This is a genomic window from Hypericibacter sp., assembly GCF_050729195.1.
In the GTDB taxonomy this organism is placed as follows: Bacteria; Pseudomonadota; Alphaproteobacteria; order Dongiales; family Dongiaceae; genus Hypericibacter.
Map to the genome: position 1 here is coordinate 1 of NZ_JBOHKS010000101.1, position 15,361 is coordinate 15,361.

Below are 15,361 nucleotides of genomic sequence, written 5' to 3' on the forward strand. Positions count from 1 at the left end.
TCACGGAAATCGCTGCACAGCACCTCGAACTTCATGCCGGGTGTGTTGTGAACGATGCCGCCGCCGACCCGCGTGATCGAGCGCCGCGCCACGGGTGCCGAGGTGGGGCTCGACAGGAAGGCCGTGACCGGGACCTTGAGGAGGCCCGACAGCATCAACGCGGTATCGAAGGTGAGGCGCGCTTTCCCGTTCTCGATTTTGGAAAGCTGCGAAACCGAAAGGCCGCTGGCCTGGCTTAATTGCTCCAGAGTCAGGCCTTTGGACTTGCGAATTTCGCGAATCTTGGCGAGGACGACGGGCCGGCGCACGGGTGACTCAAGCCTCCCTTTCCGATTTGGCAAAGCCATCCCCAAGCTAGCGTTGCGCTCGCCAGCCTGTCCATGGCTGCGTCGAGTACAATGCCGTCAAAGGAGGCGTCAGGTCGGGAGTCCGGCGATACACTGGGTCAGCGCCGGGGCGAGGCTGTCGGCGATCTCGTCGACACCGCGTGCCGTCGCCAGCCGGTCGTTGCGGATTTCGAGATAGAGGCAGGGGAGATCGCGGTCGAGCGCATAGCGCCGCAGCGTGTAGCCTTCGACCTGCCGCCAGTCGTAGGGATCGTTGTCGCCGATGGTGAAGCGCTCCTCGCGGCGCAACACGTTCAGGACCGGCGGTCCCATGCGGCAGGTTTCGCGCCAGAGCACGCCGATCTCGGTCGCCCGCGGCTTGCCACCGACCAGGGGCGTAAAGCTGTGAATCGAGACCACGGCTGGGTGCTGGCTCTCGTGAAAGCGGGCGATCTGCGCCAGCGTCGCCTGGTCGAAGGGCAGGCGCGCCACGCGTTCGCGCAACGCCTGATCCGCCGGATCGGGGTCGATATTGGTGGGGACCGGGATGCCGGCCAGGTCGGGGCGCATCACGTCCCAGTCGGTCTCGAAGCGGTTGATATCGAGGAAAAGCCGCGAATAGTTCGCGAGCACGGCCGGCGCCTTCAGGCGCTCCGCCAGCGCCTCGGTCAAGGCGCCGGCCCCGGCGTCCCAGCCGAAATGCGTATCGAGCAGTGATCGCGGCAGGCCGAGATCGGCCCAGGCTTCGGGGACCCGACGCCCGGCATGCTCGCAGATCAGGAGAATGCCGAGCTTCGTGTCGCCGTTGATCGTCCGGATCGAGGAAGCCGCGAGTTTTTCGGTATCCGCCTCAGACAAAACGGGTGCGGACATGGAAGGATTTGGTCTCCGTCGACTGCAGGATGCCCTCGCGGCCATTGACCCGGCCGGTGCCGGAATTGCGCAACCCGCCCCAGGGCAGATAGAGGTCGGCATGGTCGCATCGGTTGAGATAGACCGTGCCCGCATCGACCTGGTCGAGCAAGGCCACGCCGGTCTCGCTGTCTGCCGTCCAGACACTGGCGGTCAGGCCGTACTCGGTGTCGTTCATCAGCTTGACCGCTTCCTCGTCGCCGCTGACGGTCTGGATCGCCGCCACCGGCCCGAAGGTCTCGTCGCGCATGACCGCCATCGCGTGGTTCACGTCGATCAGCACCTCGGGCTCAACATAGGCCGGCCCCAGATCGCGCGCCGCGCTGCGGCCGATCGCGATCGCCTGCTTGGCGCCCTTGGCCAGCGCGTCGGCCACCTGATTGCGGATCGTGGCGGCCGAGGTCGCGCGCACGACGGGGCCGATATAGGGCTGCTTGCCGGCAATCGGATGGTCGAGCGTCACCGTCGCCGCTTCGGCGGCGAAGGCCTCGATGAAGCGCTTGCGGATCGATTGATGGATATAGATCCGCTCGACCGAACAGCAGGACTGGCCGGCATTGGAATAGCTGCCTTCGATCAGCAGCGGAATCGCGCGCTCGATATCGGCGTCGGCGCGGATATAGGCCGGATCCTTGCCGCCGAGCTCGAGATGGACCTGCGTCAGCGTGCCGGCCGCAGCGGCATGGACGCGCTTGCCGCCCGCGAGCGAGCCGATGAAATTGACGGCGCGCAAGCGGCCCGAGCCGATGATCTTCTCGGCATCGGGATGGGTCATATGGACCGCCTGGAACACGCCTTCGGGCAGGCCGGCCGCCGCGAAGGCCTCGGCCGCGATCTCGGCGGTCAGCGGCGTCTGCGGCGAATGCTTGAAGATCACGACATTGCCGGCGATCAGTGGCGCCGTGACCAGATAGCCCATCATCGCGACCGGATAGTTCCAGGCGCAGATCGCGAGCGTCACGCCATGCGGCACGCGGCGCACGAAACGGCGGATGCCGGGATCGGCCGGATAGCCCTCTTCGGTCAGCGCCCCGCCCGCCGCTTGCGCGGCCAGCTCGCCGACCAGCTTGAGGCGCGGCGTCTCGTCGGCCTGCCAGAGCGGCCGGCCCATCTGCCAGGCCAGCGTCTCGGCCAGCTGCGGCGCGCGCTTGACCATCTCCTGGCCGAAGCGCGCGACCAGCGCCACGCGGGTCTCGAGCGGAGTGCGGGCCCAGTCGCGGGCAGCCGCCTCGGCGCGCGCCAGCGCCGCCTCGATCTCGGTGCCGCTGGAATAACTCCGGCGCACATAGACCTTGCCGTCGATCGGGGAGACGACCTCCAGGGCCTGATCGCCATGGGCATTGACCGCGATATTCATGCTGGCTCCTGACATGCCGAATTCGAGAGAAGGCGAGTTTAGCGTGATTATCCGATTTGGAAAATTTTTTCGTATTCAGCCCAAAGGGCCGGATGTATGCTTTCCCTGCATGGCGGCAGCGGCCTCGCGCGGGAGAACGCGCGTCCGGCGGCGGCGGCAGCCAGGAAAACGGTCAGAAGACAAAGGCAGGTTCGGGATGCTCGCCTACGATTTCAGCGGCAAGTCAGCGGTGGTCACGGGTGCGGGCGGCGGCATGGGCGAGGCGATCGCGCTGGCGCTGGCCAAGGCCGGCGCGAAGGTCACCGCGATCGACATGAAGGGCAAGCCCGACAGCCTCGCCGCGGCGGGCGACCGGATCCATTTCGCGCAAGGCGATCTGCGCGACCTCGCCTTTGTCGAGAAGACCGTCGCCGCTGCCAATCAGCGCGCCGGCCGGCTCGATTATCTGGCGAATGTCGCTGGCGTGCTCTGGTTCGGGCGCGACAAGTCGGCGCTGGAGATGGATCTGGGCGTGTGGGACGAGGTGATGGCCATCAATCTCAAGACCATGGTCCATACCGCGCGGGCTGCGGTGCCCTTCATGCGCAAGACCGGCGGCGGCGCCATGGTCCATGTCTCGACCGTGCAATGGATGCGCGGCGATCCGCATCCGCAGGACGCCTATCAAGCCTCGAAGGCGGCGGTCTGCGCCTTCTCGCGCTCGCTGGCCATGCAGCTCGCGGCCGACAAGATCCGCTCCAACAGCATCCTGCCCGGCGCCACCCTGACGCCGCTCCAGGCGCGCTGGGACACCGACGATGTCCGCCGCCAGGTCGCGGACTATATCCCGATCAAGCGCATCGGCACCGCCGAGGACATGGCGCGGGCGACCATGTTCCTGCTTTCAGACCATGCCAGTTACATCACCGGTGTCGAGCTGCCGGTCGATGGCGGGCTGCTGCTGCGGAACTGACGGTACGATCTACTAACGGCGTTGGCAAAGCGGACATATCGGCAAGTGGCCTTGCTCGCCGACTAGATGTGCTGTCCAAGAAATACTCTTGGTCTCTGGCCCCGTACTTTCTTGTCGCTTTCGCGCGGAGCTAGGCATCTGTCCGGCGCTAGGTTCTACCCAGAATCTTGGCAGACGGCGGGCTAACGTGTTTGCCGATCAATTTGTGATTGACACTGCTCGTGGGGTCGGGCCAGATATCACATAGAACATTTAGCGAACAAATACTGCTAATTGTGATCAGAATGGCAGTTTCACCACAATCCATTGATCGCAGCCGCTCAGCGACCTTGTCGTCTTACCATGCTCGCCGCAGAATGCAGCAAAGCATGATACGAGGGCAGCCGCATCGCATGGCCGATACTTATCGAAGCTATCGAGTTTCTGCGGCGAAGCGGGCGGCTAGTGTAAACCGTCTAATCGAGGGACTCGAGGCCGCGGGCTGTCGAATTGTCACTCCTCCAGACTTTCATTCCGCTCCGTTCAAAATCGTGTTTGCCACGCCTAACGGTGAGCGCATTGGCGCGATCTTTTACCTTTTCACAGTCACATGTGTTGCCACCAGAAATCGGCCACTGGACGAATGTCGATTTCAGATCAAGTACGGCCCAAAGGACGGGCTACTTCATGAGCTGTGGCAAGATCCCACGGGGCTTTTTACGACAGTCTTTCTTGGCATCGATCCAGTGACTGGTTGCTGGGTGTCAGCTGATCCTGTTCTGCACAATCCCACTCGGATGTACATCTCCTTGGAGTTCAAGCGCCAAGATCTGGAGATTGCCCGTGAGACTGGTTGGCATGTTTGGGAGCGTGAGAGTTCACGCAAGAAGGATGAGCCTGTCGAAGTGCTCATTGGCGGTCGCCCCGAGCGCTTATTTGATCTTGTGCGATTTGAGCGTGCGGCGGTGGGTCTGGATCAAGGGAACCGACACCTGCTCGCAGCAGAGCATCTAAAGGACGTTCGCGAGCCGCCGAAATTGGAGGCTGTGCCGACCTTGTCAATGGAGATGCCTCTCGAGCGGTTGCACGAGATCGCACGCGAGTTTGAGATGAGTTCTGATGAAATTTTATCTCTCATTGGTACTGCTCCTCGCCTGAAGATGGCTGTGCGCGGTTGGGTTGCTGAAACTCACCTTCAAAGGACTCTGGCTACAATTCCTGGCGTAACCGACTGCGAACGCCTGAATCTCGAAGGTCAACCGGACATCAGTCTTAGGTACAAGGGTCGCGGGCCAATTCTTGTTGAATGCAAAAATGTCTTGCGACAGCCGACCGCTGATGGGATTCCGCGCGTTGACTTTCAACGCACGCGCGCTTCGCAGGGCGACCGTTGTTCTCGCTACTACCGCCCAACCGAGTTCAATGTTCTTGCCGCCTGCTTACACGCCATCACGGAGCGATGGGAGTTTGCATATCGCCTCCCGAAAACGATGGCTGCCCATAAAAATTGCCCGGGACGATTGTCGAATCTCGTTCGCGTCGACGGGAGCTGGGGTGACGCAGCACATGTTCTGGAAGCTGCCGCAGGAGACATCTCTTGAACGTAGTATCGCTATTCTCCGGTGCCGGCGGCATTGACTACGGATTTGAAGCAGCCGGTTTCGAGACGCGTGTTTGCGTTGATTTCGATCGGGATGCTTGCGCTACGATTCGCAATAGCCGTTCGTGGCCAGTTATCGAGGCCGATATCATGGAGGTCTCGGCGGAAGTCATCTTGCAAGAGGCCTCGTTGAGCGAAGGCGATGTCGATGTGCTCATTGGCGGCCCGCCATGCCAACCGTTCTCCAAGAGCGGCTTTTGGTCTCGAGGGCATGCATTGCGTCTTGATGATCCGCGGGCGGGTACGCTTAGGCGCTATCTTGAGATTGTTCGAGCGATTAAGCCCCGCACATTAATGTTCGAGAATGTCGACGCGATTAGCTATGCAGGTAAAGATGAGGGGCTGCAATTGCTCCTGGAAGGGTTACACGCCATAAACATTTCTGAAGGGACCGCGTACCGGCCCTTCACCAAAACACTCGACGCTGCCGAATATGGAGTTCCGCAACATCGAACTCGGTTTTTTCTTGTCGCATCTCGCGATGGGCTTGAATTCAAGTTTCCGCACCCGACGCACGGCGTTCGTGAGGCAGGCATGTTGGAAGCCAGACTGAAACGATATTCCACCGCGTGGGATGCAATTGGTGATCTGAATTCCCAGCCAACAAGTGAAGATTTGACGATGACGGGAAAGTGGGCGGAACTCTTACCATCCATCCCCGAAGGTCAAAATTATCTTTGGCACACTTCAAGAGGCGGTGGTGCACCGCTCTTTGGTTGGCGCACGCGGTACTGGAGCTTTTTGTTGAAGCTTGCAAAGAATCAACCATCTTGGACTTTGCAGGCTCAACCTGGGCCAGCGACCGGCCCATTTCACTGGCACAATCGCCATTTGAGCGCGCGCGAGCTTTGTCGACTCCAGACGTTTCCCGATGATGTTCTCATCTGTGAAGATCGCCGAACCGCTCAGAAGCTACTTGGCAATGCCGTTCCAAGCCTTTTGGCTGAGGTGTTGGCGCGAGAGATAAGTTCCCAATTCTTGGGCAGATCTGCCACCTACATGCCGCTTAGGTTAGTTCCAACCAGCCGGGCAGATGTGCCTGAGCCTGGGCGCATTGAGGCTGTGCCTGGTCGCTATCGCCATCTGATAGGGCATCATGAAGCACACCCGGGTACTGGAAAGGGCCGGCGTGCGAGTGTGCGGCCCGTGGCGGCTGAATGACTCGGAGTAATTCTTGAAGGGAATCTACGGCTGAGGTGATTTAGATAACTTTTGCTTGAGGGTCCCGATGGATGCTTCAAGTGTGATGAGCAGGATCCGGAAAAGAGACACTCGTCCGGAAATTGCGACTCGCTCCGTACTCCACCGCCTCGGGTATCGGTTCAGGGTGAACGTGCGGAGTTTGCCCGGCACACCCGATGTTGCGATTAAATCTCGCAAGGTAGCGATCCTGATTCATGGTTGTTTCTGGCATTCGCACCAAGGATGCCGGCTTAATAGGCCACCGAAGAGAAATACCGAATACTGGAATCCCAAGTTGCGGAGGAATAGGGCGCGCGACGTAAGAGTGTCGACCGAACTCAAGGCCCTCGGATATCGTGTGCTTGTGGTTTGGGAATGCGAAGTTGCGGACTCCGACACCTTAACGGCTAAGTTGGCAAGTTTTATGCAATCTGCATCAGGGGTGACCAGAGGGGTTTCCTCTGGATAGAGTCTGGAGCGCCCCTTGAGAACGCAAGTAGCTCATGCTGAGTCATTCTCGCGGATGAAGTCGACCGTCGCACGGGTCAGGATCTCGGGCTGATCGCGATGGGGCGAGTGCCGGCAGGCCGGGATCTTCAGGAGCTCGGTCTGCGGCGCCCGCGCCTTGATGCCGTCGATCTGCTGCATCGTCGCGTATTCATCCTCGTCGCCCTGGACCGCGAGCAGGGGACAGCGAATGGCGCTCAGTTCTTCCTCGATGTTCCAGTCGCGGAACTGGGGCGAGAGCCAGGCATTGCACCAGCCATAGAAGGCTGAATCCGGATCGACATGATAGGTCGAGAGCCGGTCGCGGAAGTCGGTGGTCTCGTAAGCGGTCTTGGCCTCGGCAATACCGACAACGCCTTTGTCTTCCACGAAATAATGTGGCGCCACGACGATGGCGCCTTTGAGCGCGTCGGGCAGCGAGGCTGCATAAAGCAGCGCGATCGTGCCGCCATCGCTGTGGCCGAAGAGCCAGGGTTTCTCCGCGCCGGCGCCGGCCGCCTGCAGCAACGCGGGCAGGACCTCGCGCGCCTGGCGATGGAGATAGTCGGGTGCCCAGCGTTCGTCGGATGCCCGCGGCGTGGAGCGGCCATAGCCGGGGCGCGAATAGACCAGCCCACGGAAACCGCCGGCCTCGCAGAGATTCAAGGGATAGTCGCGCCAGGCCGCGATCGAGCCCAGCCCCTCATGCAGGAACACCACCAGCGGCGCCTCGCGGCGCTCGCGCCCGATCCACCGATATTCCAGCCGCACGCTGCGGCCGTTCCACGCGATATCGGCGAACTCGATGGTCATGATCGCAGGTTAAAGCGCCTTGGCGATGAGCTTGGCCGCATCGTCGATATCCGTGCCGATGGCGCGGCCGGCGGCCTTGCCGTCGCGCTTCTTCAGCGCCTTGAGCAGCGCATGATGATGGATCTGCGGCGGCACGGCCGTCGACTTGGCATAGGCCGCCTGCTGGATCGTCAGCAGCGGCCCGATCTGCAGCCAGAGCGATTCGATGAGGGAGACCAGGATCGGCAGGCCAGACTTCCGGTAAAGATAGAAATGGAACTCGCGATTGCTCTCGAGATAGCCCGGCGATTGCGTCGCGTTGGGCCGCTCCATCGCGTCATTGAGACGGTCGAGCGCCTCGATATCCGCATCGGTGATGCGGGAGGCGGCTTCCTCCGCGGCCAGGCTTTCCAGCGAAATCCGGATCTGGGTGATCTCATAGAAACGGTCGCGCGTGATGACCGGAAGCGCCACCGAGCGGTTGGGCAGCATTTCCAGCACCTGCTCGGCCACCAGCCGGCGCAGGGCCTCGCGGACCGGCATGAGGCTGATGCCGAAGGCGGCGGCGAGGCTGCGGATCGTCATGCGCACGCCGGGCTCGAGCCGCCCCGCCATGATCGCCTGCTTCAACTGCAGATAGACCTCGTCGTTCAAGGTGTTGCGCTGCAGCTTCGGCACTTCGAACGGGCCGTTCTCGGCGCGCTTGGGGCGCGCCGCCGGCATCGCATCGAGCGACAGGCTTGCACGGGCAGGCTTCTTGGCGGGATGCTTGGTCATCGACGAACTCCGATCGGCCCGGGACAGCGAGCAGGGGCCTTGGCGCCCGGACGCCCCCCGCGAATCATCACAAGGAGTGCCGTCCGGCAAGCACAACCGGCGGGGTTCCCTTACTCCTGACCGGCGGGACGAGAATAATAGAATATCATGCCTTGTGATCACATGGCATTTTTGCTAATGGGTTAAGAGCCGGAAGCGGGCATCAAGACCCAGTGACCGGTCATCCAACGGTCGCCTCGGACGATAGCAAGGGGGCGCGGCGCGGTTCAACGGAGCCGCTCGAGCGCGCCTTGCTTCGCGCGAGGTGTCGCGGGGGACGCGGGGCCGGAACCCGCGGCCGGGATTGGGGAGGTTCAGAATGAGCAGCCACGAAACGCAGAAGCCCTCGGCCGCCGATGTCGGTTTCGATCCGATTCTGATGGCGGTGCTCTCCAGTCGCTTCGAATCGATCATCCGCGAAATGACCAACACGGTCATGAAGGCCAGCCGGTCGAGCGTGATCAAGAACGGCCGCGACATGTCCTGCGGCATCCTCACCTATGACCATCGCCTGGTGTCGGTCGAGGAAGCGCTGCCGATCCATGTGACGGCGCTCGAGCTCACCACCGAGCCGATCACCGAGCTGTTCGACGACATCAAGGAAGGCGACGCCTTCCTCAACAACAGCCCCTTCTTCGGCGGCACCCATCATGCGGACCTGACGCTCTGCGTGCCGGTGTTCCATGAGGGCGAGCCGCTGTTCTGGACCCTGGCGCGATCGCATCACGCCGACATCGGGGCGCCGCAGCCCACGACCTATCTGCCTTATGCCAAGGATATCTATGAGGAGGGGATGCATTTCCCCTGCGTCCGGATCCAGGAAGGATTCAAGGACAAGGCGGACATCGTCCGCATGGCGAAGCAGAAGATCCGCGTCAGCAACATCTGGTATGGCGATTACCGCGCCCAGGTCGGCGCCTGCCGTACCGGCGAGCGGCGCATCAAGGAGCTGATCGAGAAATACGGCGCCGATACCATCAAACGCTTCATCGAAGCCTGGATGGAGTATGGCAAGCGGCGCGCGATCGCGGCGATCCAGCAGCTGCCGAGCGGAACCTTCAGCTATCAGGTGCGCCACGATCCGGTGCCCGGCGTCGCCGACGAGGGCGTGCCGATCAAGGTGGTGGTGACGATCGATTCCAAGGAAGGCCTCATCACCGTCGACGCGCGCGACAATCCGGACTGCGTGCAGGGCGGGCTGAACCTCTCCGAGGCTTGCGCCGTCGCCTCCTGCCGCATCGGCGTCTTCTACAACATCGATTCCTCGATCCCGCATAACGCCGGCAGCGCCAGCCGCATCGTGCCGCTGTTGCGCGACGGCTGCGTGGTCGGGCGGCCGACCTATCCGATCGGCACCTCCTGCGCGACCAGCAACTGCAACGAGCGGCTGGCCAATGCGGTGCAATGCGCCTTCTCGCAGATCGGCGAGCCCTATGGCATGGCCGAGGGCGGCGGCAACTTCTCGGCGGCGCTGGGCGTCATCTCCGGCACCGACGGTCGGCGCAAGGATCCGGTGCAATACATCACCCAGCTCATGCTCGGCCTTTCCGGCGGTCCCGGCCATAAGGGCCATGACGGCTGGTTGACCTATGAGAGCTCGGTCGGCAACGGAATCATGGTGAGCGATTCGATCGAGGTCGACGAGGCCATGTATCCGATCCTCATCGAGGAGCGCCGCGTCTCCCTGGACAGCATGGGCTTTGGCGAATGGAACGGGGCGCCTGGCACGCAAGGCGCCTATCGGTCGCTGACCGGCGACATGGTGATCGAATATTGCGGCGATGGCGGCACCTTCCCGGCGCGGGGCGTGCTCAAAGGCCTTGATGGTCTTCCCTCTGGAACCTGGAAGCGCGGCGCCAACGGCCATGTCGATCGCCTGCCCGACTTCCATCAGGAGAAGGTCCGCTCCGGCGAGGCGATCATGTTCCGCAGTTCCGCCGGTGGCGGCTATGGCGATCCCTTGAAGCGTCCGCCTGAGCGGGTGGTGCGCGACGTCAACAAGAAATGGCTGAGCCCGGAAAAGGCCGCCGAGATTTATGGCGTGGCGCTGAGCCTGTCGAAGGATGGCGTCGAATATGACGTGGATGCCGCTGCGACGCGCCGGCTCCGGGAACAACGCGCCAGGGCATAAGACGCAAACGAACCAGCCCGGCCGGCGTGGTGAAGGCGGGGCTGGTTCACGAGACTTGAACGATAAAAGACTTCCATAGGGAGGATCGCATCATGGGCTTGAAACTGTTCGGAACGGTGGCGGCGTTGGGTTTGGCCGCATCGCTGCTCGCTTCGGGCGCTTCGCGCGCCGACGAGAAACCCATCATCATCGGCGCCGCCATCGCGCTCAGCGGCGATATCGCCCCTTATGACGACGGTCCGGCCAAGGGCATGGAGCTGGCGATCGAGGCCATCAACAAGAATGGCGGTCTCCTCGGCCGGCAGATCAAGATCATCTATTCGGACACCAAGTCCGACATCGCCTATGGGGCGACGGCGGCTCAGGACGTGATCGACAAGGGCGCCGACATGGTCGTTGTCACCTGCGACTATGATTACGGCGGAGCGGCGGCGACGGTTGCCGATTCCAAGAACCTGATCGCCTTCTCGACCTGCGCCGGCGATCCGAAGTTCGGTCCCAGCGGCATCGGCCCCAACGCCTTCACCATGGCGACCGGCTCGCCCGGCCAGGCGGCGCTGATGGCCGAATGGGCCTTCCAGAAAAAAGGCTGGAAGACGGCTTATGTGCTGCTCGACACCAGCATTGCCTTCGACGCGACCTGGGCCGCGACCTTCCAGAAGCGCTGGGTCGAGCTCGCGGGCGCCGACAATTTCCTGGGGCAAGACACCTTCGGCGGCGAGGACACCTCGATCGCCTCGCAGATCACCCGCATCAAGGCGCTGCCCAAGCAGCCCGACCTGATCGTGATCTGCTCCTATCCGCCGCAAGGTCCGGGCGCCATCCGGCAGTTGCGTGCGGCCGGCCTCAATCAGCCGCTGCTGGGCTCGGAATCCTGGGACGGCGATTATTGGCTCGAGGCGGTGCCCGACCTCTCCAACATGTATATCGTGACTTATGGCTCGATCTTCGGCACCGATCCGCGGCCCGAGGCGCAGGCCTTCTTCAAGGCGTTCCAGGACAAGTTCGGCGTACGGCCCGTCACCTCGCATTCGATGACCGGTTATGGCGTGATCCAGGCCTGGACCAAGGCCGTGACCGACGCGGGCACGCTCGACACCGACAAGGTCCGCGCCGTGCTGCAGACCTTCAAGGATGTCCCGACGCTGGTCGGCCCGACCACCTACACCGAGACCGTCCATATCAACATGCAGCGGGACATGATCGTGCTCGGCATCCAGAACGGCAAGCACGGCAACAGCGAAGGCGTCTTCCGCGCGCAGGAAGTGCCGCAATAACGCCGGCTTGAAGATCAGCATTCGGGGATTGGTGTTCTGCAGATGCAGGAGCGGGAGGAAGCAGGCCGGGGCAATGCCCCGGCCGTGCTCGAGACCATCGACGTGGCCGTCCATTTCCAGGGTGTGCGCGCGATCGATGGCGTGAGCCTGACGCTCGAGCCCGGCGAGATCCTCGGGTTGATCGGACCGAATGGGGCCGGCAAGACGACGCTGGTGAACGTGTTGACGGGATTCCAGCAACCGGCCCGGGGTTCCGTCAGGATGGGTGGCCAGGACATCACGGGTCTGGTCTCGCATAAGCGCAGCCGCATGGGGCTGGCCCGGACCTTCCAGAACGTGCTGCTCTTCGGCGGCATGAGCGTGATCGAGAATGTCGAGGCCGGCGCCATTGCCTGCGGCCTCGATCGCCATGCGGGCCGCCGCCGCGCCTGGGAAACGCTCGAATGGCTGGGGCTGGCGCATCTGGCCGAGGCCCGTGCCGACACGCTGCCTTTCGGCGAGGAGCGCCGGATCGGCATCGGCCGCGCGCTGTGCGGCCGTCCTACCTTCCTGCTGCTGGACGAGCCCGCCGCGGGCCTCAACACCGCCGAATGCGACGAGCTGTTGAACATCATCAGCGGTATCCGCAAGGAGTTCGGCTGCGGTGTGCTGCTGATCGAGCACAAGATGCCCCTGGTGTTCGGGCTTTGCGATCGCATCCAGGTGCTGGATCAGGGCCGCACCATCGCGCTCGGCGTGCCGACGGCGGTCGCGGCCGACCCGCTGGTGCGCCAGGCCTATCTCGGCGACGAGGTCGCGTGATCCCATGTTGAAGGTCAGCGATCTCCATGTGAGCTACGGCAATGTCGCCGCGCTGCGCGGCGTCTCGATCGAGGTGCAGGCGGGCGAGATCGTCGCCGTCATCGGCCCCAACGGCGCCGGCAAATCGACGCTGCTCTTGACGATTGCCGGCGTGGTGAAGCCGGCCCGCGGCGCCGTCGCGCTGGAAGACAACTCGATCCTCGGCATCGCGCCGGAAAAGCTGGTCACGCGCGGGCTGTCGCTGGTGCCGGAGGGCCGTCATATCTTCGCCTCCATGACGGTGGCGGAGAATATCCGTCTCGGCGGCACGGCCCGCCAGGACAAGCCGGCGATCGCGCAGGACCGCGACCGGGTGCTCGCCATGTTCCCGATCCTGCAGCAGCGACTGCAGCAGAAGGCGGGTCAGCTTTCCGGCGGCGAGCAGCAGATGCTGGCGATCGCGCGCGCGATCATGGCCCGGCCGCGGCTGTTGCTGATCGACGAGCCGTCGCTGGGCCTGGCGCCCTTGATCGTCAATCAGGTCTATGAGGCGGTCTCGGCCTTGCGTGAAACCGGCGTCACGGTGCTGGTGGTCGAGCAGAACGTCCATCGTGCGCTCGCGGTTGCCGACCGGACCTATGTGATGAATTCCGGCTCGGTCACCATGGCGGGCCGTTCTGCCGAGCTGAAGACGGCCGAGGGTTTCCAGGAAGCCTATTTCGGCTTCCGCGCCGCCAAGGGGGTGGTCGCGTGAATTTCCTGCAAAGCCTGATCGATGCCAGCAGTCTCGGCGCCGTCTATGCACTGGCGGCATTGGGCATCGGCCTGACCTTCTCGATCATGCGGCTGATCAACTTCGCCCATGGCGAGCTGATCATGATCGGTGGCTACACGCTCTATATGTCGGCGAGCCAGCCCTATCTGGTGATGGGCATCGCGGCGCTGCTGGTGGTGACGATCCTGGCGCTGGGCATGGAGCGGGTCGCCTTCCGGCCCTTGCGCGGTGCCAGCCCTGCGACCTTGCTGATCGCGTCTTTCGCGGTCTCCTTCCTGCTGCAGCATGTCGCCATGATGATCTTCGGTGCGCGGCCCGTCGCCATCGACTTTCTCTCGCCGCTCAATCAGAGCCTCGAGATCGGCGAGCTGCGGGTGCCGTGGCTCCAATTGCTGGCGCTGGGCGTCACCCTTCTGCTGCTGGTCGGGCTCTCCAGCTTCTTCCGCTGGACCGCGATCGGCGTCCAGATGCGGGCGGCGGCCGAGGATTTCACCATGGCGCGCCTGGTGGGGATCCCGGCCAATCGCGTGATCGCGGCCGCTTTCGCCATCTCCGGTACGCTCGCGAGCATCGTCTCGGTCTATATGGTCGCCCAGACCGGCGGCGCCTCCTACAAGATGGGCGTCAATATGGTGCTGTTCGCCTTCGTCGCCTCGGTCATCGGTGGTATGGGCTCGCTCGCGGGCGCGGCGCTGGGCGGCTTCCTGGTTGGCGTCGTGTCGGTGCTGCTCCAGACCTATCTGCCCGAAGGCATGCGGCTCTATCGCGACGCCTTCGTCTTCGCGCTCTTCATCGCCTTCCTGCTCTGGCGGCCGCAGGGCCTGCTGGTGAAGGCCTCCGACCGGGAGAGGGTCTAGACCATGGCCGAATCCTGGTCCGTCGAACGCCAGCGCAAGCTCAAGAGCTGCCTGTTCCTCGCGGCACTGATCGTGCTGGTGGCATTGCTGGCGGCGCTGGGCCCGCCGGCCCTGCAGCGCACCGTGACCGAGGCCATCATCAAGCTGGTGGTGGTGCTGGGCATGTTCATCTTCGTCGGCAATTCCGGCGTGCTCTCCTTCGGCCATATCGCCTTCATGGCGATCGCCGGCTACAGCTCGGCGCTGATGACCATCCCGCCGGTCAAGAAGGCGGTGCTGCTGAAGCTGCCGCCGGCGCTGGAAGCCCTGCAGATCCCAGTGGCCGTGGCGGCTGTCATCGCCGCGGCCGTGACCGGGCTCTTCGCGCTCATCGTCGGGGCGCCAATCATGCGCCTCAAGGGCATCGCCTTGCCGATGGCGACCTTCGGCGTGCTGATGGTGGTCCATGTCGTCACCGCCAACTGGCAGGAGGTGACAGGCGGGCGCCAGGCGCTGGTGGGATTGCCGGTCTATGTCAATCTCTGGGTGGCGCTGGGTGCGGCGCTGGTGACACTGGTCGTGGCTGCCGCCTACAAGCAGTCGCGGCGAGGCCTGCTGCTGCAATGCTCGCGCGAGAACGAGGTGGCGGCGACGGCGTCCGGCATCGATCCGGCGCGCGAGCGGCTGGTGGCCTTCGTCATCAGCGCGGTCTTCGTCGGGCTCGGCGGCGTGCTCTATGCGCATTTCATCGGCACGGTCACGGCCAACACCTTCTATCTCAACCTCACCTTCACCACGCTGGCGATGCTGGTGGTGGGCGGGATGCGCAGCCTGACCGGGGCGGTCGTCGGCGTCGGCGTCGTGTCGGCGGTCTCCGAGATTTTCCGCACCATCGAGAAGGGCATCTCGATCGGCGACACGGTCCTGTCGGCGCCGCCCGGCCTGCAGGAGATCGCGCTGGCGCTGATGATGCTGCTGATCCTGATCTTCCGCCCGCAAGGGCTGGTGGGCGATTTCGAGCTGGCTTGGCCAAAATGGGGTCGGGGTAGGCCGAAAACGGCGGCGCCGGCGGCCCCCGACGCGAGAGCATAGAGAAACCG

15 protein-coding genes are annotated in these 15,361 nt (G+C 63.4%); 10 read left to right on the forward strand and 5 right to left on the reverse strand.

Going from position 1 to position 15,361, the window contains the following annotated elements:
* The 3 genes from ACREE8_RS07340 to ACREE8_RS07350 all read right to left on the reverse strand — a co-directional run.
* Nucleotides 1-308: helix-turn-helix domain-containing protein (locus tag ACREE8_RS07340; RefSeq protein ID WP_431572330.1), on the reverse strand; the 308-nt coding region annotated here is incomplete at its 3' end.
* Between the two features lie 108 nt (nt 309-416).
* The gene (locus tag ACREE8_RS07345) at nt 417-1,199 is read right to left on the reverse strand and encodes an N-formylglutamate amidohydrolase (RefSeq protein WP_431572331.1); all 783 of its coding nucleotides are present in this window, start codon (nt 1,197-1,199) and stop codon (nt 417-419) included.
* Nucleotides 1,177-2,595, reverse strand: a complete 1,419-nt coding sequence (locus tag ACREE8_RS07350; protein WP_431572332.1) for an aldehyde dehydrogenase family protein — start codon at nt 2,593-2,595, stop codon at nt 1,177-1,179. Before ACREE8_RS07350 ends, ACREE8_RS07345 begins: the two co-directional genes overlap by 23 nt.
* A 196-nt stretch (nt 2,596-2,791) precedes the next feature.
* Between ACREE8_RS07350 and ACREE8_RS07355 the strand changes: the two genes are divergently transcribed.
* The 4 genes from ACREE8_RS07355 to ACREE8_RS07370 all read left to right on the forward strand — a co-directional run bounded on the left by ACREE8_RS07355 (nt 2,792) and on the right by ACREE8_RS07370 (nt 6,837).
* The gene (locus ACREE8_RS07355) at nt 2,792-3,547 is read left to right on the forward strand and encodes an SDR family NAD(P)-dependent oxidoreductase (RefSeq protein ID WP_431572333.1); all 756 of its coding nucleotides are present in this window, start codon (nt 2,792-2,794) and stop codon (nt 3,545-3,547) included.
* A 392-nt stretch (nt 3,548-3,939) separates the two neighbouring features.
* On the forward strand, nt 3,940-5,127 hold the full coding sequence (locus tag ACREE8_RS07360) for a hypothetical protein (protein WP_431572334.1): 1,188 nt from the start codon (nt 3,940-3,942) through the stop codon (nt 5,125-5,127).
* Nucleotides 5,124-6,347: a DNA cytosine methyltransferase gene (locus ACREE8_RS07365; protein ID WP_431572335.1), complete on the forward strand. Its 1,224-nt coding sequence runs from the start codon at nt 5,124-5,126 to the stop codon at nt 6,345-6,347. Before ACREE8_RS07360 ends, ACREE8_RS07365 begins: the two co-directional genes overlap by 4 nt.
* Before the next feature lie 85 nt (nt 6,348-6,432).
* A complete protein-coding gene (locus tag ACREE8_RS07370) occupies nt 6,433-6,837 on the forward strand; it encodes a very short patch repair endonuclease (RefSeq protein WP_431572336.1) in 405 nt (134 codons plus the stop codon).
* Between the two features lie 32 nt (nt 6,838-6,869).
* On the opposite strand, the gene ACREE8_RS07375 is transcribed toward ACREE8_RS07370, so the two are convergent.
* Together ACREE8_RS07375 and ACREE8_RS07380 are read right to left on the reverse strand one after the other, a co-directional pair.
* On the reverse strand, nt 6,870-7,667 hold the full coding sequence (locus tag ACREE8_RS07375; protein WP_431572337.1) for an alpha/beta fold hydrolase: 798 nt from the start codon (nt 7,665-7,667) through the stop codon (nt 6,870-6,872).
* A 9-nt stretch (nt 7,668-7,676) separates the two neighbouring features.
* A complete protein-coding gene (locus ACREE8_RS07380; RefSeq protein ID WP_431572338.1) occupies nt 7,677-8,423 on the reverse strand; it encodes a GntR family transcriptional regulator in 747 nt (248 codons plus the stop codon).
* Between the two features lie 358 nt (nt 8,424-8,781).
* Between ACREE8_RS07380 and ACREE8_RS07385 the strand changes: the two genes are divergently transcribed.
* The 6 genes from ACREE8_RS07385 (at nt 8,782) to ACREE8_RS07410 (ending at nt 15,353) form a co-directional block, all read left to right on the forward strand.
* Nucleotides 8,782-10,593, forward strand: a complete 1,812-nt coding sequence (locus tag ACREE8_RS07385; RefSeq protein ID WP_431572339.1) for a hydantoinase B/oxoprolinase family protein — start codon at nt 8,782-8,784, stop codon at nt 10,591-10,593.
* A 92-nt stretch (nt 10,594-10,685) separates the two neighbouring features.
* On the forward strand, nt 10,686-11,870 hold the full coding sequence (locus tag ACREE8_RS07390) for an ABC transporter substrate-binding protein (protein ID WP_431572340.1): 1,185 nt from the start codon (nt 10,686-10,688) through the stop codon (nt 11,868-11,870).
* A gap of 42 nt (nt 11,871-11,912) precedes the next feature.
* Nucleotides 11,913-12,671 (forward strand): ABC transporter ATP-binding protein, encoded by a 759-nt coding sequence (locus tag ACREE8_RS07395; RefSeq protein ID WP_431572341.1) that lies wholly within the window; start codon nt 11,913-11,915, stop codon nt 12,669-12,671.
* Between the two features lie 4 nt (nt 12,672-12,675).
* Nucleotides 12,676-13,404: an ABC transporter ATP-binding protein gene (locus tag ACREE8_RS07400; protein WP_431572342.1), complete on the forward strand. Its 729-nt coding sequence runs from the start codon at nt 12,676-12,678 to the stop codon at nt 13,402-13,404.
* Nucleotides 13,401-14,282 (forward strand): branched-chain amino acid ABC transporter permease, encoded by an 882-nt coding sequence (locus ACREE8_RS07405; RefSeq protein WP_431572343.1) that lies wholly within the window; start codon nt 13,401-13,403, stop codon nt 14,280-14,282. The genes ACREE8_RS07400 and ACREE8_RS07405 overlap by 4 nt, the downstream gene beginning before the upstream one ends.
* A 3-nt stretch (nt 14,283-14,285) precedes the next feature.
* The gene (locus ACREE8_RS07410; protein WP_431572344.1) at nt 14,286-15,353 is read left to right on the forward strand and encodes a branched-chain amino acid ABC transporter permease; all 1,068 of its coding nucleotides are present in this window, start codon (nt 14,286-14,288) and stop codon (nt 15,351-15,353) included.
* Nucleotides 15,354-15,361 lie beyond the last annotated feature (8 nt).